Here is a 22,927-nt window from a genome sequence, read left to right on the forward strand (position 1 = left end):
CCTAAATTTCATAATTAGATGGATAAAAAATATTTAAGATCATTAATTTTTAGACATCTCGATGGTCTTGTAACTGCTCCAGTTCTTCAAGCATTAGCAGATAAAGGTATTTTACATTACATTGTAGAAAATAAAACGCTAAAATTAAATGAACTGACAGAAGAATTTCAGGCAAACGAAGGATATCTAAATGTTGCTTTACGTGTACTTGCTTCACAAAATATGTTAGAGTATTCTGTTGATAACGAAAAAAATAGTGTAGAAATAAAAACAAATAAATACTCAGACAGAGCTTTTTCTAATATTGAGATTTATGATGATTTAGCAAAATTTTTAGCGACAGATGAAGTATTGAAACAGAATGAGCTATCAGAAGAATTTTCTAAAAAATGGATAAAATTATTTGATAAATATCAAAACTATTTAGTTTCAAGTGATGATACGGATAGTTTAGAAAAACCATTACATTATCAAGTATGTAAACATATAGAAGGAGCATTAGTTGCACCAATTATTGTTCGTATGGGAATGAGCGGTCTTTTTCATAAATATTTTATGGAAGCATCTTTTAGTGCTGATGAATTTCATAAAAATCCACAAATATTTGAAAAGGTTCTTGAAAGATTATCTATTTTGGGATGGTTTACAAGGCATGATAAAAACTATAAATTCACGGAGAAAGGCTTATTCTTTGCTAGAAGAGCAACTTCTTATGGAGTAACAGTTTCTTACTTACCAATGTTTTCTAAATTGAATGATTTATTATTCGGATCTCCTACAAAGTTGAGAGAAATAGCAGAAGGAGAAGATGAACAACATGTAAATCGAGAGATGAATGTTTGGGGAAGTGGAGGAGCTCATTCTACTTATTTTAAAGTTGTAGATGAATTTATAATAGACATTTTTAATCAACCAATCGAAGATCAACCAAAAGGAATTCTTGATATGGGATGTGGAAATGGTGCTTTATTACAACATTTATATGATGTGATAGAAAGACAAACTTTACGAGGAAAACACTTGGATGAATTTCCACTTTTTCTTGTAGGTGCAGATTACAACCAAGCAGCTTTGAAAGTAACAAGAGCAAATTTAATTAAAAATGATATCTGGGCTAAAGTTATTTGGGGAGATATTGGTGATCCAGAAAGATTATCAAAAGATTTAAAAGAAGATTATTCAATAGAATTAGGAGATTTATTGAATATAAGAACATTTTTGGATCATAATAGAATTTGGGAAGATGTTCTTGCAACAAATACAAATAGAGTTAGTTCTTCTACAGGGGCATTTTCTTTTAGAGGTAAAAGATTATCAAATAATGATGTAGAAGAGAATTTATTAAATCATTTAAAAAAATGGGCTCCTTTTGTAGAGAAATATGGGTTATTATTAATTGAATTACATACAATTTCTCCAAATTTAACTTCAAAGAATTTAGGAAATACCGCTGCTACAGCTTATGATGCAACGCATGGATTTTCTGATCAATATATTTTAGAAGTAGATGTTTTCCATGAAATTTGTAAAGAGACAGGGCTTTTGCCTAATCAATCACTTTTTAAGAAATATCCAAATAATGAATTGGCTACAGTTAGTATAAATTTATTACAAAAAGAAAAATAAATTATTTCTATAAAAATAAAAGCTCATCTTTTTTTGGATGAGCTTTTATTTTTGAAAATCAAAAAAAAGATTAGTTTAAAGTAATTTTAGCTTGGCTAATTTTGAATCCATTTTCGTATACATTAAAAGTGTAAACACCTTTTTGGAATTCTTCGTGGTTCCAATCAAATACTAAATTTTTTGCTTGTCCATTTGTATAATCAAATGTAATTGCATCAGAATAATTGATTTTTTCTCCAGATCTTAATTCAATTTGTCCTCCTTTAGAATTTTCATAATTTCCTAAAGTTCCATCAGGATTATAAATAGCTACATATAATTTTTTAGATCCAGATTCAGTTCTAGAATTTCTATCTACGTCAAAAGATACACGAATTTTATCAATACGTTTTGCACGAGTTTTTTCGACTTCTTTTCCACTTTTTCTTACTCTAATCCCTTGTATTTGTTGATTAGATATAGATAAAGTTGAGCTTAAATCATTTATTTTAGTTTTGTTGATAGCATTATCTTTAGCTCTTACATTTTTTTCTGTCTCATAACTATAAGAAAGATCTTTATTACTTTCTCTTAAGTTATTGTTATCTGTTGTTAGAGCTGCATTTTTACTATTTAATTCATCAACACTACGAACTAAAATTGCATTTTCTTTTTGTAAACGAGAAACTTCAGATTTATAATTTTTAACACTTCCTTCTAAATCAGAAATCATTTTTCTAGCACGATTCATTTCTTCAGGAGTAGGATTTTCTTTATCTAAAATTCCTTGAATATCTTGATTCTTTAACTGAATCATATTTTCTTTATCTCCTAATAAATTGTTACGATCTTCAATTCTTGCTTTGTATTGTGTATAATCACTTAGAATAGAATCATATTGTTTACGAATTAAATCCTTTTGACTAACCTCATTTTTAAGAATTTGAGAGTTTAAAGTTTCGTTTTTTTCTAAGTCAGTTAACTTATTTGCTTGAAATAAATTATAACCAATACTTCCTGCTAATAAAAGTCCAACTAATGCTAATGGTAATATAAGACCATTTTTGCTCTTGTTTGTTGGTTGACTGTTTTCATCTTGTTCTTGCATGATTTAATGTTTTAAGATTATTTTTATTTTTTTATTGTTTTAAAGCCTAAGAAATTATTATACCAAAAAAATATTAAAAACTTAAATTAGCTTTTTTTTAACAAAATATTAATTAAATATGAAGTTTTAAGTTAGTTTTTCTTAATAAAAGCATAAAAAAAGAGCTTTACGATATCGTAAAGCTCTTTTTTTATGTTAAAGGTTTATTTTATTTACTAAATGTTCCTGTGTAAACAGATGTAAGTTTATCTAAAGATATATATTTTTTTAATACATCATTTACTTGTTTTACATTAAGGTTTTCTACCTTTTTTTCTAATTGATCGTAGTCATCAAAATTAATTCCATTAAGTAAATAATTATTTGATAATCCTAATAGTGCATTATCTGTACCTAATGAAGTTTTACGACTATTTTTCCAACTTCCAATATTTGCTTTTAATTCTTCTACTGTAAAACCGTCTTTTAAGGCTAAAGCAATTTCTTCTTTTAGGGCTTTTTCTACAGCTTCACGTTTTGTAGGATTTAAAAAAGCATAATATCCCCAAAAGGCAACGTCAGTTTTAGAATCTGTTGGAATAGAAACATATGATCCTGCACCATAACTTATTCCTTCTTTTTCTCGTAAACGCATTGGAATACGAGCAGATAGAAATCCTCCACTTCCTAAAATTTCATTTGCTAGAACAATAGCAGGATAATCTGAACTTTCTTTGTTCATTTTGAATGATATTCTACCAACAGCAGCAGCATTTTCTTTATCTGGAATATTGTAAATTTTATCTTCTTTTTTTGTTACATCAAAAGTAGGATAAGCTTTTTGATAATTTGATTTACTTGTCCATTTTCCAAAACTATTATTTAATAAATTTTCAATTTTAGTTTTATCATTTATTCCAACAATAGAAACAACGCCATTTTGCGCTCCTAAAATATTTTTATAAAAATTTACTAAATCAGATTGTTTTACTTTTTTATAAGCTTCTATTTGCTCTTGATAAGAGGCTGTATAGAAGATGGAAGATTTCGGATAATTAGAAGTTATTCTACTAATTTCATTAAACGCTAGAGCTTGAGGATCATTTGAGTTTGCATCAAAATATGTAACATATTCATTAACAGTTTTTGCTAATTCTTTTTCAGGGAATATAGGTTCTGTAATTATTTGACGAACAATATCCATTGTTTTTTCTAATGAATTTTTGTAAGTTGTAATAGATACAGATAATGTTTGTCCGTTAAATCTAAAATAAACAGAAGATTTTAAAGCATCTAATTGATCTTTGATTTGTTCTTTTGTTAAATTCTTAGTTCCAGCAGTTAATAATTCAGCAGTTAAAGAACCTATTTCATTTTTATTAGCTAATTCTTTTTCATTAGACACAGGTAAATTAAAAGATAAAATAACTTTTTCTCCTTTTATTTCTTTATCAATAATACCATATTTTAGTCCATTGACTAATTTACCTTCAGAAAAATGAGCTTTTAAGTTTTTAATAGAAGCTTCAAAAGGTTTAGCCTCCTTTTCAGTAGCTCTTCCTTTATAATTAGAAACTAAATCTGTAATTTGTTTATTTGTAAACTCATTTGGTTGCACACGAACTTCATCTTTTGTTGGAATAAAGACACCTAGAGTTCTATTGTTTGATTTGAAATATTTTTCTGCAACACGTTTTATATCTTCTTTTGTAACTTTTTCAATATTATCTCTGTATATAAATCCTAAACGATAATCTCCAGCTCCTACAATTTCAGTTAAATTGATAGCAAGGCTAATTGTATTATTTTTTACATTTTCTATGTATTTCAATAGTGTTGCTTTTGCTCTTTCTACATCTTGATCAGTATAATTGATTGTAGCTATTTTATCTAATTCAGTTTTAATATCAGCAGCTGTTTGTTTTATATCTTTATCTTTTGGGACATCAGCCTCAAAGTAAAAGAAGCTTGCATCTCTCACTTCAGGAGAATAGGCAGAAATAGCAGCAACTTTATGTGTGTCAACTAAACTTTTGTATAAATATCCTGAAGGATCAGATGTTAAAATTTGATTTAAAACATCAACAGTAGCATAATCTTTATCACTATATGGAGCTACATGGTACATTACACCAACAGATTGGCTGTCTCCAGCTCTTCTAACTTCTACATATTTTTCACCATCTTGTGCTGGCTCAACAGTTAATATTTCATCTATAATTCGAGTTGGTTTTGGAATAGTAGAAAAATATTGGTTCACATAATCTACTACTTGTTTTTCGTCAAATTTCCCAGCTACAATTAATGTAGCATTGTCAGGTTGATAATATTTTTCATAGAAACGTCTTAATTGAGGAGTTTTTACACGTTCAATATCTTCTTTAGATCCAATAGTTGATTTTCCGTAATTATGCCATAAATAACCAGCAGAAACTACACGTTGTCCTAAAACTCTTGAAGGATTATTTTCTCCAATTTCAAATTCATTACGAACAACAGAAAATTCTTTATCTAAATCTTCCTGTTTTAAAGTAGCATTAATCATTCGATCAGCCTCCATTTCTAAGCTCCAACGTAAATTTTCTTCATTTGAAGGAAAAATTTCATAATAATTTGTTCGATCATAATACGTCGTACCATTAGCATCACCTCCTTTGTCAGATAACATTTTCTTGATATCACCTAAATTTTTTGTTGATTTAAATAACATATGTTCTAAAAGGTGAGCCATTCCTGTTTCTCCATATCCTTCATGTTTAGAGCCTACATGGTAAACAATATTTACTGCAACATTACTTTGTGATTGATCAGGAATTAATAAAACTTGTAATCCATTTCCTAATTTATATTCTTTTATTCCTTCAACTTGAGTAACAAAAGTTGCATTTTTTGATGAGTTTTGTGCAATCAAATAAGTTGAAGAACCTACTGATAATAAGAAACACAAACTAAGTAAAGTTTTTTTCATTGATTGTTTTTTATAGTTTATTATAACTTGATTTTATTTCTTAATAGTCATTAGACGTAAATAGAATGCTTTAAGTTACAAAATCTTTTGTTAAATTTGTTTTGCAACAAACAAAAGAAATGGAAACACAAGAGGTAAATAAAATTACCTTCGAAGAATTTAAAAGTCAAATTATAAGTGATTATAGAATAGCTTTTTTATCTCGAGAGGTAAGTCTTTTAAGTAGAAGAGAAGTTCTGACAGGGAAAGCTAAGTTTGGAATTTTTGGTGATGGAAAAGAATTACCACAAATTGCAATGGCAAAAGTGTTCAGAAATGGAGATTTTCGTTCAGGATACTATAGAGATCAGACATTTATGTTTGCTATAGGAGAATTGAAAGTTGAAGAGTTTTTTGCTCAATTATATGCTTTTACAGACTTAGAAAAAGAACCAGCATCAGGAGGAAGACAAATGACTTCTCATTTTGCTACTCGTTCTTTAAACGAAGATGGATCTTGGAAAAAACTTACTGCTCAGAAGAATTCAAGTTCAGATATTTCTCCAACAGCAGGACAAATGCCTAGATTATTAGGGTTAGCCCAAGCATCAAAATATTATCGTAATGTTCCTGAAGCTGATAAAGAACAAAATTTTTCTGTAAATGGGAATGAGATTGGCTTTGGAACAATTGGTGATGCAAGTACTTCTGAAGGTCATTTCTGGGAAACTGTAAATGCAGGAGGTGTATTACAAATTCCTATGATAATTTCTATTTGGGATGATGGATATGGAATATCTGTTCCAGCTGAATATCAACGTACAAAATCTAATTTATCTGAATTGTTATCTGGTTTTCAAAGAAATGATAATGAAAGAGGATATGAGATAATAACAGTAAAAGGATGGGATTATCCTGGACTAATTGAAGCTTATTCTCGTGCTGAAAAATTAGCAAGAGAACACCATATACCTTGTATCGTTCATGTACAAGAATGTACACAACCACAAGGACATTCAACTTCTGGTTCTCATGAACGTTATAAATCTGAAGATCGATTAAACTGGGAAAAAGAATATGATGGAATTACAAAATTCCGTGAGTATATTTTAGCTTTTGATAATCAGTCAATTATTACAGAAGAAGAATTAGATCAATTAGAAGCTGAAATAAAAGCTGAAGTTAAATCATCTCAAAAACAATGTTGGAATGATTATCTAAATCCTATTCTAGAATTAAAAAATCAAGCAATAGATTTATTAGAGAAAATAGCAGAAGAAAGCTCTAATGCTGCTTTTATTCAGATAGAAATTAATAATTTGAAAGCTAAAAAAAGTCCTTTCAAAAGAGATGTTTATTCTACTGTTCGTAAAGTTTTTCGACTAGTAAGATTAGAAGATTTAAATTCTAAAATAGCTGTTAATGATTGGTTATCAAATAATCTGAAGCTAGAAGAACAAAAGTATTCTGCAGGTTTAGTTTCTGGAACAGCTACAAAGGTTAACCAAATAGCTCCTATATATTCTGATAGTCCTGATTTAGAAGATGGACGTGTTATTGTGCGTAATAATTTTGAAAAACTTTTTACAAAATATCCTAAAGCTTTAGTTTTTGGTGAAGATGCAGGTAATATTGGAGATGTAAATCAAGGATTAGAAGGCTTACAAGAAAAATTTGGTATTGATAGAATTTCTGATACTGGAATTAGAGAAGCAACTATTTTAGGACAAGGAATTGGATTAGCAATGCGTGGTTTACGACCAATTGCAGAAATACAATATCTAGATTATATTCTATATTGTTTGCAAGGTATTTCGGATGATCTCGCAACAGTTTTCTATCGTTCTTGTGGAACTCAAAAAGCACCAGTTATTATACGTACCAGAGGACATAGATTGGAAGGTATTTGGCATTCAGGGTCTCCAATGGGAGGGATTTTAAATTTAGTTCGTGGTGTAAATGTTTTAGTCCCTAGAGATTTAACAAAAGCTGCAGGATTTTATAATACATTATTACAAGCAGATGAGCCAGCTATTGTTGTAGAAAGTCTTAATGGTTATCGCTTAAAAGAGCCAGTTCCAACTAATATAGGAGAATTTACTACTCCAATTGGAGAAGTAGAAGTAACTAAGGGAGGTACTGATATTACAATTCTAACCTATGGTTCTACTTGGCGTATTGTTATGCAAGCAGCAAAAGAATTAGAACAATTAGGTATTTCTGCAGAAGTTATAGATGCTCAGTCTTTATTACCTTTTGATATAAATGGAGATGTTGCAAAGAGTTTAACTAAAACAAATCGTTTAGTTATTGTTGATGAAGATGTTCCAGGAGGAGCAAGCGCATTTTTATTACAAGAAATTATTGAAAAGCAGGCTGGATATTTCACTTTAGATAGTGCACCGGTTACTGTTACAGCTAAGGCTCATAGACCAGCTTACGCTACAGATGGAGATTATTTCTCTAAACCATCTGTAGATGATATTGTAGAAAAAGTATATGAAGTTATTAGTGAAGCAAAACCGAATGAATTTCCTCCTTTGTACTAAAAATAAATAATTTAAGTTATATATAGCGTATGTTCTTATGAATAGAACATACGCTTTTTTTGTACTTTTACAATATAAAAACCTAAGAAAAATGAAAATTTATACTATTATATTTTATTTTATGAGTATTGTTGTTTTTAGTCAATATAATGAAGTACAACCACCAAATAATATAAAAAGTTTACAAATATTCAATCCTCAATCAAATGATAATACACCTATAATTAGATTGAAATCAGATGAATATTTACTTTTTTTGTTTGATGATGTAAATGCAGGTTATCAAAGGTATCAATATGCAATAGAACATAGAAATGCGGATTGGTCAGAGTCTGGAATATTTCAATCAGAGTATTTAGACGGTATTAGTTCTGATTATGCTAGAACTCATAAAAATTCTTTTAATACATACCAACGTTATACGAATTATCAAATTCAATTTCCTAATCAACAAATGAATGTAAAATTACCTGGAAATTATTTATTAAAGGTGTATTTGAATAATCCTGATCAACCATTGTTTACTCAACGATTTGCTGTTTATGAACCATTAACAGATATAGATATGATGGTGTCTAGATTTAATAATCCTACAATTCCAGCACTTAATCAAAGATTACAAGTAAATGTGATTAGTGGAACTCAAAATTTAACAGAAGTTCCAGATGGAGCAAAGTTGTTTTTAATGAAGAATAATAATTGGAAAGATAGCTATTTTGTTGATCGACCAACATTTGCAAGAAATAATCAATTGACTTATAATAATCCAGATATTTTATTTCCAGGAGGAGCAGAATATAATTGGTTTGATAATAAAAATTTGGAAGTAGCTAGTATGACAACTGAAAAAACATTTAGAAAAGATAGTGTTTATCATACTGTTTTACGACCAGATATTCCAGGTTATAATTTACCTTATAACGATTATCCAGATATTAATGGTAATTTTTATATTCGTAATAATCGTTTTGGAAACGAGTATGCGGCAAATTCTGAAGCAGATTATTCTTGGGTTTATTTTGCTCTTGATGCATTTGATGATCAAAATGGATTATATGTACCTTATGTTGTAGGTGCGTTTAATAATTGGTCTATTGATGATAATTCTAGATTAAAAAATGATGATTCAGGCTTATGGGTGACTGAATTATTTTTAAAACAAGGATATTATAATTATCAATATGTGGTAAAAAATACAAAGACAGGAAAAATAGATCCTACTTACATCAGTGGAAGTTTTTGGCAAACAGAAAATCAATATCAAGCATTATTTTATTATCGCTCTTGGGGAAAAAGATATGATGTTTTGATGGGATTTGGAACAGGTAACTCTAGGAGATAAATATTTTTTTAATTAAAAATAAATCATAAAACTCTATAAATTTTATAGACTTTAAATTAATTTAGCACTTTAATTTAAAAATCTATGATAAAAAAATTACTCTCAGGAACAACATTTCGACTATTTATAGCAGTATTATTAGGATTGCTAATTGGAAAAATTGCAAGTGAAAATGTAATAAGTATAATACTTCCTATAAAACATGTTTTAGGACAAATAATATTCTTTCTAATTCCATTACTTATTTTTGGTTTTATAACACCATCTATAACTCGTTTAAAAAAAAATGCATCAAAATTATTAAGTACAGCTTTGCTATTAGCTTACGCATCATGTGTAGGTAGTGCTACATTTGCTGCAATTGTAGGTTATATAACAATACCATTTCTTAATATTGCTCCAACAACAGAAACGGTAAAAGAATTACCGGAAATGATATTTCGTTTAGATATTCCTCCATTAATGTCAGTTCTTAGTGCATTAGTACTAGCATTTTTATTAGGATTATCTATCATCTGGACAAAAGCTGATAAAATAGAAGCAGCTCTATATGAATTTCAGAATCTTGTATTCACAATGGTAAAAAAATTCCTATTACCATTATTACCATTTTTTATAGCAGCAAACTTTAGTGTACTTGCTTATGAAGGTGCATTAGCCGAAAGATTACCAATATTTTTTGCCATATTACTTATCACAATAGTATGTCACATTACTTGGATCTCAATATTATATTTATTAGCTGGATTGTATTCAGGTAAAAATCCTTGGCAAGTTCTTAAATATTATGGTCCAGTAATTCTTACAGCTCTAGGAACACAATCATCTGCAGCTAGTTTAGCAATAGCAATAGAAGAAACAAAGAAAAGTCCAGTATTACGTGAAGATGTAAGAAATTTTGCTATTCCATTATTCGGCAATATACATTTCGTTGGTTCTATTCTCGATGTCGTTTTCCTATCATTAGCTGTATCCCAACTGTTGTATGGTGCGATGCCAAGTATAGAACAACTACTTATATTCATACCTTTATTAGGAATATTTGCAATAGCAGCTCCAGGTTTGCCAGGAGGAACATTAATAACATCATTAGGATTAATTCATGCTGTATTGGGAATAGATGAAGCAGGGACTGCGCTTATGATTACTATTTTTGCATTATTAGATAGTTTTGGAACTACACATAATATAACAAGTGATGGTGCACTTACTTTATATCTCAGCTCCTATGCAGATAAAAATCAACTATCAAGTAGTCAAGTTTTAGAAAACTAATTTTTAGGGCAATCCCTTCGGTCGTGCTTTCCCGCTATATCTTTTACAACAACAGGAAATTAAGTTAATCTTAATTTCCTGTTGTTGTAAAAGGATGTCACTTCAATCATTATTGCATTGAAACATAAAATATAATAGCATATGTTACCAAAAAATAACTATATTTAGTTCACTAATAATCTATTAACAAAGTATAAATATGAAGAAAATAATAAGTGCTTCGGTACTTTCAGTAGCTTCTTTAATCAATGCACAGGTTTGGCCAGAAATAAAACCACCCGTAGCAGAAAAACAAAATCACATTAGAGACATTCATGGAGATAAAGTAAATGACCCATATTATTGGATGATAGATTATTTTAAAAAAGGAAAAGATTCAACAAAAGTTGTCAATTATCTTACAGCAGAAAATAACTATTTAAATGCGATGATGAAAGATACTGATCAATTCCGAGAAAATCTTTTTCAAGAAATGAAAGGTCGTATCAAGGAAAAAGACGAATCTTTACCCGTTTTCAGAAATGGATATTACTATTATTCAAAAACAGAAGAAGGAAAACAATATTTCAAATACTGCCGTAAAAAAGGGAGTTTATTAGCACCAGAAGAAATTCTTTTAGATGTAGATAAACTAGCTGAAGGATATAAATACTATGCCGCAAGTGGATTTAGTATTAGTCCAGATAATACAAAATTAATTTATGGTGTCGACGATGTTTCTAGAAGACAATATAAACTTTTTCTAAAAGATTTAACAACAGGAAAAACAACCGATTTAGGAATAAAAAACACATCTGGCTATGCTGTTTGGGCAAACGATAATAAAACCATTTTCTATACTTCAAAGAATGTAGAAACATTATTATCAGAAAAAATAGTTCGTCATATATTAGGAACAGAGTCTTCTAAGGATGCTGTTGTTTATGAAGAAAAAGATAAAACAAATTATATTGGAGTATCAAAATCCAAAAATCAACAATATATCATTATTTCTTCTGGTTCTACAACATCTTCAGAATCAAGATTATTAGATGCAGATAAACCAAACGGAGAATTTAAAATCTTTCAACCAAGGTTAAAAGACATTTTATACGATGTTATTCCATTAGAAGATAAGTTTCTTGTTGTAACAAATAAAGATGCACTTAATTTCAAAGTAGTAGAAACATCTCTCAATAAAACTTCTGTAGAAAATTGGAAAGATTTTATTCCTCATCGTAAAAATGTATTGTTAGAAGATGTAAGTGTTTTCAAAGATTTCTTTGTTTTTACAGAAAGAGAAAATGGATTGAATCAATTTATTATTTATGACCGTAAAACGAAAAAACAAAAACCTGTAAAATTTGATGAGGCTGCATATACAATTTATCCATCAAATAATCCTGAGTACAATACAGAGATTTTTCGTTTTGGTTATACATCCCTTATTACACCAAGCTCTACATACGATGAAAATTTAAAGACAGGGAAAAGAGAATTATTAAAACAACAAGAAATAGTTGGAGGATATAATAAAGAAAATTATGTAACCGAAAGATTATTTGCAACAGCAAAGGATGGAACTAAAATTCCGATATCTATTGTTTATAAAAAAGGTTTACAGAAAAATGGTAAAAATCCATTGTTATTATATGCCTACGGTTCTTATGGTAGTTCTATGGATGCAACATTTAGTAGTGTAAGACTAAGTCTTTTGGATAGAGGATTTGCTTATGCTATAGCACATATTCGTGGTGGACAAGAAATGGGTAGACAATGGTATGAAGATGGTAAAATGATGAAAAAGAAAAATACATTTACAGATTTTGTAGATGTAGGAGATTTCTTGGTTCAACAAAAATTTACATCTCCTCAGCACTTATTTGCTCAAGGAGGTTCAGCAGGAGGTCTGTTAATGGGAGCAATAGCTAATTTAAGACCAGACTTATGGAAAGGAGTTGTTTCTCAAGTTCCTTTTGTAGATGTTGTGAATACAATGCTAGACGAAAGTATACCATTAACTACCAATGAATATGATGAATGGGGAAATCCAAACAATAAAGAGGCATATTTTTATATGAAATCTTATTCTCCTTACGAAAATGTAGAAGCTAAAAATTATCCAAATATATTAGTGACAACAGGATTACACGATTCTCAAGTACAGTATTTCGAACCTGCAAAATGGGTTGCTAAACTCAGAGATTTAAAAACAGATAAAAATGTTTTATTATTAAAGACAGATATGGATTATGGACATGGAGGCGCATCAGGAAGATTTGATTATTTGAAAGATGTTGCAATGGTTTATGCATTCTTATTTAAGTTAGAAGGAATAATAAAATAAAAAATAAAATGTCTGTTTTGAAAGATTTTTCAAACAGACATTTTTTTATAAAATCATAAATTAAAATTCATTATTGAAGAATAGTTTTAATATTTTTATGTTTATAGGGAGTTCTATATCTTCAGTTAGATTTTCATTTATTTTCGTAAATTTGGTTTTTAGTAGAATATAAACAAACAAAATAATAAAAATGTCAAAGTCATTTGCTCAAATTCCTCAAGCAGTTAATGAAGAGGTAAAATCATATGCAAAAGGTTCTCCAGAACGTGCACAATTATTGGACGCATACAAAGAATTGTATAGTCAAGTAACAGAGGTTCCTCAGTATATTGGTTCTGAAGAAGTTTTTAGTGGTAATAAAAAAGAAATTAGACCACCACACGATCATCAAAAAGTTGTAGGTTATTACCACGAAGGAACTCAAGAAGATGTAAAAAAAGCTATTGATACAGCATTAGCTGCAAAAGAAGCTTGGGTAGCTTTGCCATGGGAAGATAGAGCGGCAATATTTTTAAAAGCTGCAGATTTAATTGCTGGTCCATATAGAGCAAAATTAAATGCTGCAACAATGGTAGGTCAATCTAAAAATGCAATGCAAGCAGAAATTGATTCAGCTTGTGAGTTAATAGATTTTTTACGTTTCAATGTTCAGTACATGACAGAAATCTATGCAGATCAACCAATTTCTTCGCCAGGGATTTGGAACCGTGTAGATTATAGACCATTAGAAGGGTTTACATTTGCAATAACACCATTTAATTTTACTGCTATCGCAGGGAATTTACCATCTTGTATGGCTTTAATGGGAAATGTTGTTGTTTGGAAACCATCAGACAAACAAGTTTTAGCAGCTAAAATAACAATGGATATCTTCAAAAAAGCTGGATTACCAGATGGAGTTATCAATTTAGTTTTAACTGATGGAGCAGAAACAGCAAAAACTGTTTTAGAGCATAAAGATTTTGCGGGATTACATTTTACTGGTTCTACAAAAGTTTTTAATGCTTTATGGCAACAAATAGGAAACAATATAGATAAATATAGAACTTACCCTAGAATTGTAGGAGAAACAGGAGGAAAAGATTTTGTTGTAGCACACAAATCAGCTTGTCCTACAGAAGTTGCAGTAGGTTTAGTTCGTGGAGCATTTGAGTACCAAGGACAAAAATGTTCAGCAGCTTCTAGAGCTTATATTCCATCAAATTTATGGGATGAGGTTTTAAAACAAATGAAAGAAATGTTAGCAACTGTTACTATTGGTTCACCAGAAGATTTTTCGAATTTTGTAACAGCTGTTATTGATAAAAATTCTTTCGAGAAATCTAAAGGATATATCGAAAGAGCAAAAGCATCTTCGGAAGCAGAGATTGTAATTGGAGGAACATATGACGATTCTGTAGGTTATTTTGTACATCCTACAGTTATAAAAGTAACTAATCCTCAGTACGAATCTATTGTAGAAGAAATTTTTGGACCTGTTCTTTCTGTTTATGTATATGATGAGAATGATTTTGAAGCAACATTAAAATTAGTTGATGAAACTTCGGCTTATGCATTAACAGGATCTATTTTCGCTAAAGAACGCTCTGCTGTTGAATTAGCTTCAAGAGCATTAAAGAATGCTTGTGGTAATTTTTATATTAACGATAAACCAACAGGAGCTGTAGTAGGACAACAACCATTTGGTGGAGCTCGTGCTTCAGGGACTAATGATAAAGCAGGTTCTGCAATGAATTTATTACGTTGGACTTCTGTTCAAACAATAAAAGAAACTTTTGTTCCAGCTAAAGATTATAAATATCCTTTTTTAGAAAAATAATATTTAATCTATAAAATTTATAATAAGCCTTACATTTGTAGGGCTTATTTTTTTGTTATGAACGATAATTCTGAAAAAGCAATAAAAGCTTCAATTTTTAGTATATTAGGAAATGCGTCATTGGCTATAATAAAGTTTTTGGCTGGATTTTTTGGTAATTCTTATGCGCTTATTGCTGATGCAATAGAATCATCTGCAGATGTCTTTTCTTCAATATTTGTTTTTTTAGGACTCAAGTATTCTTCACGCCCCGCGGATGAAAACCATCCTTATGGTCATGGTAAAGCAGAAGCTTTGATTACATTTTTAGTAGTTACATTTTTAATTGTTTCTGCAGTAATCATTGGGATAGAAAGTGTAAAGAATATTCTTACCCCACATCATCAACCAGCACCATTTACTTTATTGGTTTTAGGGGGCATAATCCTTTTCAAAGAATTATCTTTTCAATATGTTATGAGGAAAAGTAAAGAAACAAATAGTTCATCTTTAAAAGCAGATGCTTGGCATCATCGCTCGGATGCTATTACGTCTTTAATGGCTTTTATAGGTATTTCTATTTCTCTTGCTATGGGTAATGGTTGGGAAGCAGCAGATGATGTTGCAGCTTTATTAGCTTCTACCTTTATTCTATATAATGCTTATAAAATTTTACGTCCTGCTTTAGGGGAAATAATGGACGAACAATTATATGATGATGAGATAGAGCAAATAAGGAAAATAGCTTTAACTGTTCCAGGTATAATCGCAACAGAAAAATGTAATGTTCGTAAAAGTGGAATGGATTATTATGTTGATTTACATGCTATTGTAGATGGTAATATTTCTGTTGTTGAAGGTCACGAAATTAGTCATAATCTAAAAGATGCTGTTCAAGTTCAAATGAAACAAGTTAAGGATGTATTAATTCATATTGAACCAACATTTTTATCTGTTAGAGAATATTTAAGACAGAATAATATAAAAGATAAGCGAACAGAGGATTAAAATGATTTACTTATTTTTGTATAAGTCGATTTATTAATTATTTATATTTTATGATAAGATTTAGTCAAAAAATACCACTTTTAAAAGCTACAATTTTAGGAGGAATATTATCTTCTTTTGTTAAATTCGGTTGGGAAGTCCCTTTTCCACCAAGAACTCCTCAAAGAGAACTAACAAATCCACCTCAAGCTCTATTACAAAAATTGGGTTTTTCTGAAGACATCACACATTATTCATATATTTTTAGTGAACAAGCCCGACCAATAAATAGTTTTATTATTCATTTTGGTTTTTGTTTTGTATTTGCATGGTTATATTATTGGCTATTCGAAAGGTTTAAATTTATTTCTTTATACCATGGTGCATTATATGGAGTTATTGTTTATGTCCTTTTTCATTTCATAATAATGCCATTAATGGGAGTTGTACCACCAGCTTCAGAACAGCCAATAGAAGAACATATTTCTGAATTATTTGGACATATAATCTGGGCATGGTCAATAGATTTAATAAGAATTTATACACAAACAGAAGATAAGAATGTTTATCTTACTAAGTAATTAAAAATAAAAAGAGAAAAGAAACTACTTTTTTAGTAGTTCCTTTTCTCTTAAAAGCAAAATATATAATCTAAAAAAAATTAAAATAATCTAAATCCTATACCTGTACTTATTAGCCATGGATTTAAATCCACTTTTGCAGGTAAATATATTTGTTCTCCAACATTGGCACCTACAGTAACATCAGTATTTACGTACATCTTTTTAACATCAACATTCCAGTACAGTTTATCATTTATTTTGTAGTCAAATCCAAATTGAAATGCCCATCCAAATTTATTATCATATTTCACATCGGTAATGGCAGCATTTCTTCCTTTTCCTTGACCTTGATTGTAGAATATAGTATAGTTAACACCTGCACCTATATATGGTTTTAAATTTTTAGTAGGATATATATGATATTGTACATTTAATGTAGGAGGAAGTAGCATAACTCGTCCTAAATCTAAGTTACCTAATGCTGTATTTACAGCAGTAACACTATGTTGAGATGTACCTAATATTAATTCTGCAGCAATATTTTTAGTGAAATAATAAGTAAAGTCTACTTCTGGAATCAAATCATTTGTTACAGCTACATCACCACCTATAGTTCCTATTTTTGCACTTTCCATAGGTACAACTCCAGTTGCTCTTACTCGCATATGTAATTCTCCTGCTTCTTGTCCGTAAGACATTATTGAAGTAATTAACGCACCTAATAAGTATAATCCTTTTTTCATAAAATCTTTGTTATTATTCTTGAAACAAAATTCAGATAAATTTATCCGAATTAAAATGCTAAAAATCATTTCTTGAAATGACTTTAAACATTTGTTTTTTTTAGAAAAAATATTAACTTAAAAACGCTGATAGTCAATAGTTTTTAATGATTAAAAATTAGAGATGAATCGTATTAATTTTGTTGAAAATATTTTTATTATTTTTGGAAAAAGTTAACTCAATAAATGAATTTTTTAGAAAACGAGAATCTATCATTAATAAAACAGTCTGTAAAAGACTTTGCATTGCAATATATTGAACCGTATATAATGGATTGGGACGAATCTCAAGAATTCCCTATAGAAGTTTTTAAAGAAATGGGAAAAATGGGATTTATGGGGGTTTTAGTTCCTGAAGAGTATGGAGGTTTTGCATTATCTTATGACGAGTATATTGTAATAATAGATGAACTTTCTCAAGTAGATCCTTCAATAGGATTATCAGTAGCTGCTCATAATTCTTTGTGTACAAATCATATTTTAGAATTTGGTAATGAAGAACAAAGAAAGCGTTGGTTACCACAATTAGCATCAGGACAAACTATTGGGGCTTGGGGATTAACAGAGCATAATACAGGATCTGATGCAGGAGGAATGTCCACTACAGCAGTAAAAGATGGAGATTCTTGGGTAATAAATGGAGCTAAAAACTTTATTACACATGCAATATCTGGAGACATAGCAGTTGTTATGACAAGAACAGGTAATAAAGGAGAGAAAAATAATTCAACTGCATTTGTTGTAGAGAAAGGAACTCTAGGTTTTTCTTCAGGAAAAAAAGAAAATAAATTAGGAATGAGGGCTTCTGAAACAGCAGAGCTAATTTTTGATAATGTAAGAATTCCTGATGAAAATAGATTAGGTGAAGTAGGAGATGGGTTTAAACAAGCTCTTAAAATATTAGATGGAGGTCGAATTTCTATAGCAGCATTATCGTTAGGTATTGCTAAAGGAGCATATAAAGCAGCGTTGAAATATGCAAAGGAAAGAGAGCAATTTGGAACAGTAATAGCAAATTTTCAAGCTATTAATTTTAAATTAGCTGAAATGAGAACTGAAATTGATGCTTCAGAATTATTAATTTATAAAGCTGCTTATTTAAAAAACAATAACAAACCAATGTCAACAGAAGGTGCTATGGCCAAGTACTATGCATCAGAAGCTTGTGTGAAAATATCAAGTGAAGCACTTCAGATTTTTGGAGGATATGGTTATACAAAAGATTTTCCAGTAGAAAAATTTTATCGTGATTCTAAGCTTTGTACGATAGGAGAAGGAACTACAGAAATACAAAAATTAGTTATTGGAAGAAATATTTTAAAAGATTAATAAAAACGATTTGTTTAATTACTAAAGAGTTGTATATTTGCCATCTTAAAAAGAAATAGATAATATTATGTTAATTATACCAGTAAAAGACGGAGAGTCTATAGAAAGAGCATTAAAAAAATACAAAAGAAAATTTGATAAAACAGGAGTTGTTCGTCAATTAAGATCTCGTCAACAATTTACAAAACCTTCTGTAGCAAAAAGACAACAATTAAGTCGTGCTATTTACAAACAATCTTTATTAGCTCAAGAAGAAGCTTAAAAATTGTTTTAAACAATATAAAGAAATTAATTTCTGTTGACCTATTTATTAAAGTTGTAACTTTGATAAATAGGTTTTTTTTATGGAGTTTATTCAGCAATTTTTAGATTATTTAGCGTACGAAAAAAAATATTCTGTACTTACAATTACAAGTTATAAAAAAGATTTAGAAGATTTTTTATCCTTTTATACACAAGAAGAGAACTCGGATAATATACATTTAGCTAAAAAAAATCATATAAGGGCATTTATAATGTATTTATCAGAAGAGAAAAAATCTGAGAAAACAGTTAATAGAAAATTAAGCTCACTACGTAGTTTCTTTAAGTATCTTATTAGAGAAAAACATTTATCAATCAATCCGATAGAACAAATTCATTCATTGAAACAAAATAAACAAGTTTTAATACCTTTTACTCAGGCAGAATTGAATGATTTATTAAATAATGATGATTTTTTTCCTGAAACATTTGATGGTATTCGTGATCGTTTAATGATTGATATGATGTATCAAACAGGTATGAGGAGAGCAGAGTTGATAAATCTTAAAGAAAGTGATATTGATTCTGAATTATTAGTTATAAAAGTATTAGGAAAGAGAAATAAAGAAAGAATTATTCCTATTTCTAGTTTGTTATTGATAGATATAAATAATTATAACAATAAAAAACATCAGGAAATAACTTTACAATGTACGAATGTTTTTGTAACTGAAAAAGGAAAACCTTTGTACGATACTCTTGTTTATTCTAAAGTAAAGCATTATCTTAGTCTTATAAGTGTAAAGAATAAAAAAAGTCCACATATGTTGAGACATTCTTTCGCAACCCATATGTTAGATTCAGGAGCAGATCTGAATGCTGTAAAAGATATATTAGGGCATTCAAGTTTGTCGTCTACTCAAATTTATACACATGGTAGTATAGAAAATTTAAAAAAAGTGTTTAACAAAGCTCACCCACGTGAGAACAAAAACGAAGAATTATGACAATTAACTTTCAAGCAGTAAACTTTAATACTAAACCTGGTTTAGAAGAGTATTTAAGTAAAAAATTAGAAAAATTAGAAACTTTGTCTGATAAAATTATTGCAGCTAATGTTTCATTTAAATTAGAGAATACTTCAGAAAAAAGTAATAAAACAGTGGATATTAAATTGGAAGTACCAGGAGACGATATTGTAGTGAGTAAAACAGGTCAGTCTTTTGAGGAATGTATTGATTTGTCAGTAGATACATTAAAAAAACTAATTATCCGAAAAAAAGAAAAGATCAGTGATCGATAAATAAAAATAAAAATTAACTAAAAAAAAGTATTAAAAATTTGGTTAATTCAAAAAACAACGTAAATTTGCAGTCCGTTAAACAAAGATATTTAACGGACTGTTCTTTTATATTAAAGTAGAATTATAGTATTTTTATGCCGATGTAGCTCAGCTGGCTAGAGCAGCTGATTTGTAATCAGCAGGTCGTGGGTTCGAGTCCCTCTATCGGCTCAGTAAAAATATAAGGTTGGGGAGATACTCAAGCGGCCAACGAGGACGGACTGTAAATCCGTTGGTTTCACCTTCGCAGGTTCGAATCCTGCTCTCCCCACGATAATTATTTTTTTAATCTTTTGTAGTTTGCTAATTAATATTTAGCTTTGCAAAGTTTTGAAAATAAAAAACGCGGGAATAGCTCAATTGGTAGAGCGTCAGCCTTCCAAGCTGAATGTTGCGAGTTCGAGTCTCGTTTCCCGCTCAAATTCTGGTTCGCCAGTGTAGTTAATCTTTTAGCTGGTTGTTTATTCATTTAAGCCAAGGTTAACGCGAGTCAAAAATAAATATCTTTATTTCAATTAAAATGTGTATTTTTGCACAGGAAAAAATAAAGTTATTTTTTTATAATTTAAGTATAACAATAGAAATTAATAAAAAGTAAAATGGCAAAGGAAACATTCAACCGTAATAAGCCGCACTTAAATATTGGTACTATTGGTCACGTTGACCACGGTAAAACAACTTTGACTGCAGCGATTACTAAAGTATTAGCTGATGCTGGTTATTCAGAAGCAAAAGCTTTCGATCAAATCGATAATGCTCCAGAAGAAAAAGAGCGTGGTATTACAATTAATACATCTCACGTAGAGTATGAAACTGCTAACCGTCACTACGCACACGTTGACTGTCCAGGTCACGCGGATTACGTAAAAAACATGGTTACAGGAGCTGCTCAAATGGATGGTGGTATCTTAGTAGTAGCTGCTACTGATGGTCCAATGCCTCAAACTCGTGAGCACATCTTATTATGTCGCCAAGTAAACGTTCCTCGTATCGTTGTTTTCTTAAACAAAGTTGATATGGTTGACGATGCTGAGTTATTAGAATTAGTAGAAATGGAAGTAAGAGATTTATTATCTTCTTACGAATATGATGGAGATAACACTCCTGTTATTCAAGGTTCTGCTTTAGGTGCATTAAATGGTGAACCTCAATGGGTTGAAACTGTAATGAATTTAATGAACTCTGTTGATGAGTGGATTGAATTACCAGTTCGTGATGCAGATAAACCATTCTTAATGCCTATCGAAGATGTATTCTCTATTACAGGTCGTGGTACTGTTGCTACAGGACGTATCGAAGCTGGAGTTATTAACTCAGGAGAAGCAGTTGATATCGTAGGTATGGGTGAAGAAAAATTATCTTCTACTGTAACAGGTGTTGAAATGTTCCGTAAAATCTTAGATAGAGGTGAAGCTGGTGATAACGTAGGTTTATTATTACGTGGTGTTGATAAAACTGACATCCGTCGTGGTATGGTTATCGCAAAACAAGGATCTGTTAAACCACACAAAAAATTCAAAGCTGAGGTTTATATCTTAACTAAAGAAGAAGGTGGTCGTCACACTCCATTCCATAACCGTTACCGTCCACAGTTCTACGTACGTACAACTGACGTAACAGGGGAAATCAACTTACCAGAAGGAGTTGAGATGGTTTTACCAGGAGATAACTTAACTATTACAGTTGAATTATTACAACCAATCGCATTAAACGAAGGTTTACGTTTCGCAATCCGTGAAGGTGGACGTACAGTTGGTGCTGGTCAGGTAACTGAAATTTTAGACTAATTAGTCAAAATATAATATAGAAGATGTGGTAATCTTCAATGATTACCACTCTTTTTATCTACGGGCATAGTTCAATGGTAGAATAGCGGTCTCCAAAACCGTTGATCAGGGTTCGAATCCTTGTGCCCGTGCTAAATGAAAACGATATGAAAGTCGTACAATATTTTAAAGATTCCTTTGTAGAATTTAAAGATCATGTTACATGGCCATCATTCTCAGATCTACAAAGAGACACAATTATTGTTGCAATAGCTACAGTTTTGTTAGCTATATTTTTATATGCGGTAGATACATTATTCACACAAGTGCTTAACTTTATCTACGGCGCTTTTTAGTTTGTAAAATATCCCGTTTAGTAATTAGAATCATGAGTGAAAAGAAATGGTATGTAATCAAGACTGTAGCTGGACAAGAGCTGAAAGTTAAGGATTATATTGAAAGAGAAATTCAGTACCAAAATTTGAATGATTATGTAGGACAAATTGTTGTTCCTATGGAAAAAGTGATTCAAATCCGTAACGGTAAAAAATATCAAAAGGAAAAAGTACACTTTCCTGGTTACATCATGATAGAAGCCGAACTTGTAGGGGAAATTCCTCACATGGTAAAGAATACATCAGGTGTAATTAGCTTTTTGAGTGCAACGAAAGGAGGTGATCCTGTACCAATGAGACAATCGGAAGTTAACCGAATGTTAGGTAAAGTTGACGAATTAGCAGAAAACGTTGATACAAACTTAGGAATATCTTACATCGTAGGAGAAACTGTAAAAGTAATCGACGGACCATTCAATGGCTTCAACGGAACAGTTGAAAAAATCATTGAAGATAAACGTAAACTTGAAGTGATGGTTTTAATCTTCGGACGTAAAACACCACTAGAGTTAAGTTTTAACCAAGTTGAAAAGATTGCATAATCAATCTATCAACAAATTAAAAGTAGAAATTTAGGCTGCTTCCACATAA

The 22,927-nt window shown here is 30.1% G+C and carries 18 protein-coding genes and 4 tRNA genes; 19 read left to right on the top strand and 3 right to left on the bottom strand.

Features of this window, described 5'->3' with window-relative positions:
- Positions 1 to 18: 18 nt before the first annotated feature.
- Positions 19 to 1,626 (top strand): class I SAM-dependent methyltransferase, encoded by a 1,608-nt coding sequence (locus tag RT575_RS07450; RefSeq protein WP_313579913.1) that lies wholly within the window; start codon positions 19 to 21, stop codon positions 1,624 to 1,626.
- Positions 1,627 to 1,696: 70 nt separating this feature from the next.
- On the opposite strand, the gene RT575_RS07455 is transcribed toward RT575_RS07450, so the two are convergent.
- Together RT575_RS07455 and RT575_RS07460 are read right to left on the bottom strand one after the other, a co-directional pair.
- Positions 1,697 to 2,713: a hypothetical protein gene (locus RT575_RS07455; RefSeq protein WP_313383547.1), complete on the bottom strand. Its 1,017-nt coding sequence runs from the start codon at positions 2,711 to 2,713 to the stop codon at positions 1,697 to 1,699.
- 208 nt (positions 2,714 to 2,921) lie between these two features.
- Positions 2,922 to 5,660: a pitrilysin family protein gene (locus tag RT575_RS07460; RefSeq protein ID WP_313579915.1), complete on the bottom strand. Its 2,739-nt coding sequence runs from the start codon at positions 5,658 to 5,660 to the stop codon at positions 2,922 to 2,924.
- Between the two features lie 119 nt (positions 5,661 to 5,779).
- Here RT575_RS07460 and RT575_RS07465 point away from each other — a divergent pair, with 119 nt between their 5' ends.
- The 7 genes from RT575_RS07465 (at position 5,780) to RT575_RS07495 (ending at position 16,497) form a co-directional block, all read left to right on the top strand.
- The gene (locus tag RT575_RS07465; RefSeq protein WP_313579916.1) at positions 5,780 to 8,188 is read left to right on the top strand and encodes a thiamine pyrophosphate-dependent enzyme; all 2,409 of its coding nucleotides are present in this window, start codon (positions 5,780 to 5,782) and stop codon (positions 8,186 to 8,188) included.
- A gap of 91 nt (positions 8,189 to 8,279) precedes the next feature.
- Positions 8,280 to 9,530: a type IX secretion system plug protein domain-containing protein gene (locus RT575_RS07470; protein ID WP_313579917.1), complete on the top strand. Its 1,251-nt coding sequence runs from the start codon at positions 8,280 to 8,282 to the stop codon at positions 9,528 to 9,530.
- 84 nt (positions 9,531 to 9,614) lie between these two features.
- The gene (locus tag RT575_RS07475) at positions 9,615 to 10,805 is read left to right on the top strand and encodes a cation:dicarboxylate symporter family transporter (RefSeq protein ID WP_313579918.1); all 1,191 of its coding nucleotides are present in this window, start codon (positions 9,615 to 9,617) and stop codon (positions 10,803 to 10,805) included.
- A gap of 199 nt (positions 10,806 to 11,004) precedes the next feature.
- Complete coding sequence (locus RT575_RS07480) at positions 11,005 to 13,131, top strand: S9 family peptidase (RefSeq protein ID WP_313579919.1); 2,127 nt, start codon at positions 11,005 to 11,007, stop codon at positions 13,129 to 13,131.
- Positions 13,132 to 13,321: 190 nt separating this feature from the next.
- The gene (gene pruA / locus RT575_RS07485) at positions 13,322 to 14,950 is read left to right on the top strand and encodes an L-glutamate gamma-semialdehyde dehydrogenase (protein ID WP_313579920.1); all 1,629 of its coding nucleotides are present in this window, start codon (positions 13,322 to 13,324) and stop codon (positions 14,948 to 14,950) included.
- Between the two features lie 57 nt (positions 14,951 to 15,007).
- Entirely contained in the window at positions 15,008 to 15,937 is a 930-nt protein-coding gene (locus RT575_RS07490; RefSeq protein ID WP_313579922.1) for a cation diffusion facilitator family transporter, read from the top strand.
- Positions 15,938 to 15,987: 50 nt separating this feature from the next.
- Positions 15,988 to 16,497 (top strand): DUF1440 domain-containing protein, encoded by a 510-nt coding sequence (locus RT575_RS07495; protein ID WP_313579924.1) that lies wholly within the window; start codon positions 15,988 to 15,990, stop codon positions 16,495 to 16,497.
- Between the two features lie 80 nt (positions 16,498 to 16,577).
- On the opposite strand, the gene RT575_RS07500 is transcribed toward RT575_RS07495, so the two are convergent.
- Positions 16,578 to 17,222 (bottom strand): OmpW family outer membrane protein, encoded by a 645-nt coding sequence (locus tag RT575_RS07500; protein WP_313383561.1) that lies wholly within the window; start codon positions 17,220 to 17,222, stop codon positions 16,578 to 16,580.
- A 225-nt stretch (positions 17,223 to 17,447) separates the two neighbouring features.
- On the opposite strand from RT575_RS07500, the gene RT575_RS07505 reads away from it, so the two are divergent.
- The 11 genes from RT575_RS07505 (at position 17,448) to nusG (ending at position 22,878) form a co-directional block, all read left to right on the top strand.
- On the top strand, positions 17,448 to 18,590 hold the full coding sequence (locus tag RT575_RS07505; RefSeq protein WP_313579925.1) for an acyl-CoA dehydrogenase family protein: 1,143 nt from the start codon (positions 17,448 to 17,450) through the stop codon (positions 18,588 to 18,590).
- A gap of 67 nt (positions 18,591 to 18,657) precedes the next feature.
- Positions 18,658 to 18,852: a 30S ribosomal protein S21 gene (gene rpsU / locus RT575_RS07510; RefSeq protein WP_219033764.1), complete on the top strand. Its 195-nt coding sequence runs from the start codon at positions 18,658 to 18,660 to the stop codon at positions 18,850 to 18,852.
- A gap of 82 nt (positions 18,853 to 18,934) precedes the next feature.
- Positions 18,935 to 19,840, top strand: a complete 906-nt coding sequence (locus RT575_RS07515; RefSeq protein WP_313383563.1) for a tyrosine-type recombinase/integrase — start codon at positions 18,935 to 18,937, stop codon at positions 19,838 to 19,840.
- On the top strand, positions 19,837 to 20,136 hold the full coding sequence (hpf, locus tag RT575_RS07520) for a ribosome hibernation-promoting factor, HPF/YfiA family (RefSeq protein WP_313383564.1): 300 nt from the start codon (positions 19,837 to 19,839) through the stop codon (positions 20,134 to 20,136). Before RT575_RS07515 ends, hpf begins: the two co-directional genes overlap by 4 nt.
- A 136-nt stretch (positions 20,137 to 20,272) precedes the next feature.
- Positions 20,273 to 20,346 (top strand) — tRNA-Thr (locus tag RT575_RS07525).
- Positions 20,347 to 20,364: 18 nt separating this feature from the next.
- A tRNA-Tyr gene (locus RT575_RS07530) sits at positions 20,365 to 20,446 on the top strand.
- Positions 20,447 to 20,520: 74 nt separating this feature from the next.
- Positions 20,521 to 20,593, top strand: a tRNA-Gly gene (locus tag RT575_RS07535).
- 181 nt (positions 20,594 to 20,774) lie between these two features.
- The gene (gene tuf, locus RT575_RS07540; protein ID WP_313579928.1) at positions 20,775 to 21,962 is read left to right on the top strand and encodes an elongation factor Tu; all 1,188 of its coding nucleotides are present in this window, start codon (positions 20,775 to 20,777) and stop codon (positions 21,960 to 21,962) included.
- A 60-nt stretch (positions 21,963 to 22,022) separates the two neighbouring features.
- Positions 22,023 to 22,093 (top strand) — tRNA-Trp (locus RT575_RS07545).
- 15 nt (positions 22,094 to 22,108) lie between these two features.
- Positions 22,109 to 22,297 (top strand): preprotein translocase subunit SecE, encoded by a 189-nt coding sequence (gene secE, locus RT575_RS07550; protein ID WP_038331172.1) that lies wholly within the window; start codon positions 22,109 to 22,111, stop codon positions 22,295 to 22,297.
- Positions 22,298 to 22,329: 32 nt separating this feature from the next.
- Positions 22,330 to 22,878, top strand: coding sequence for a transcription termination/antitermination protein NusG (nusG, locus tag RT575_RS07555; protein ID WP_219033762.1), 549 nt, complete (start codon positions 22,330 to 22,332; stop codon positions 22,876 to 22,878).
- Positions 22,879 to 22,927: the final 49 nt, after the last annotated feature.

Source organism: Chishuiella sp. (assembly GCF_032109125.1).
Lineage (GTDB): Bacteria > Bacteroidota > Bacteroidia > Flavobacteriales > Weeksellaceae > Empedobacter.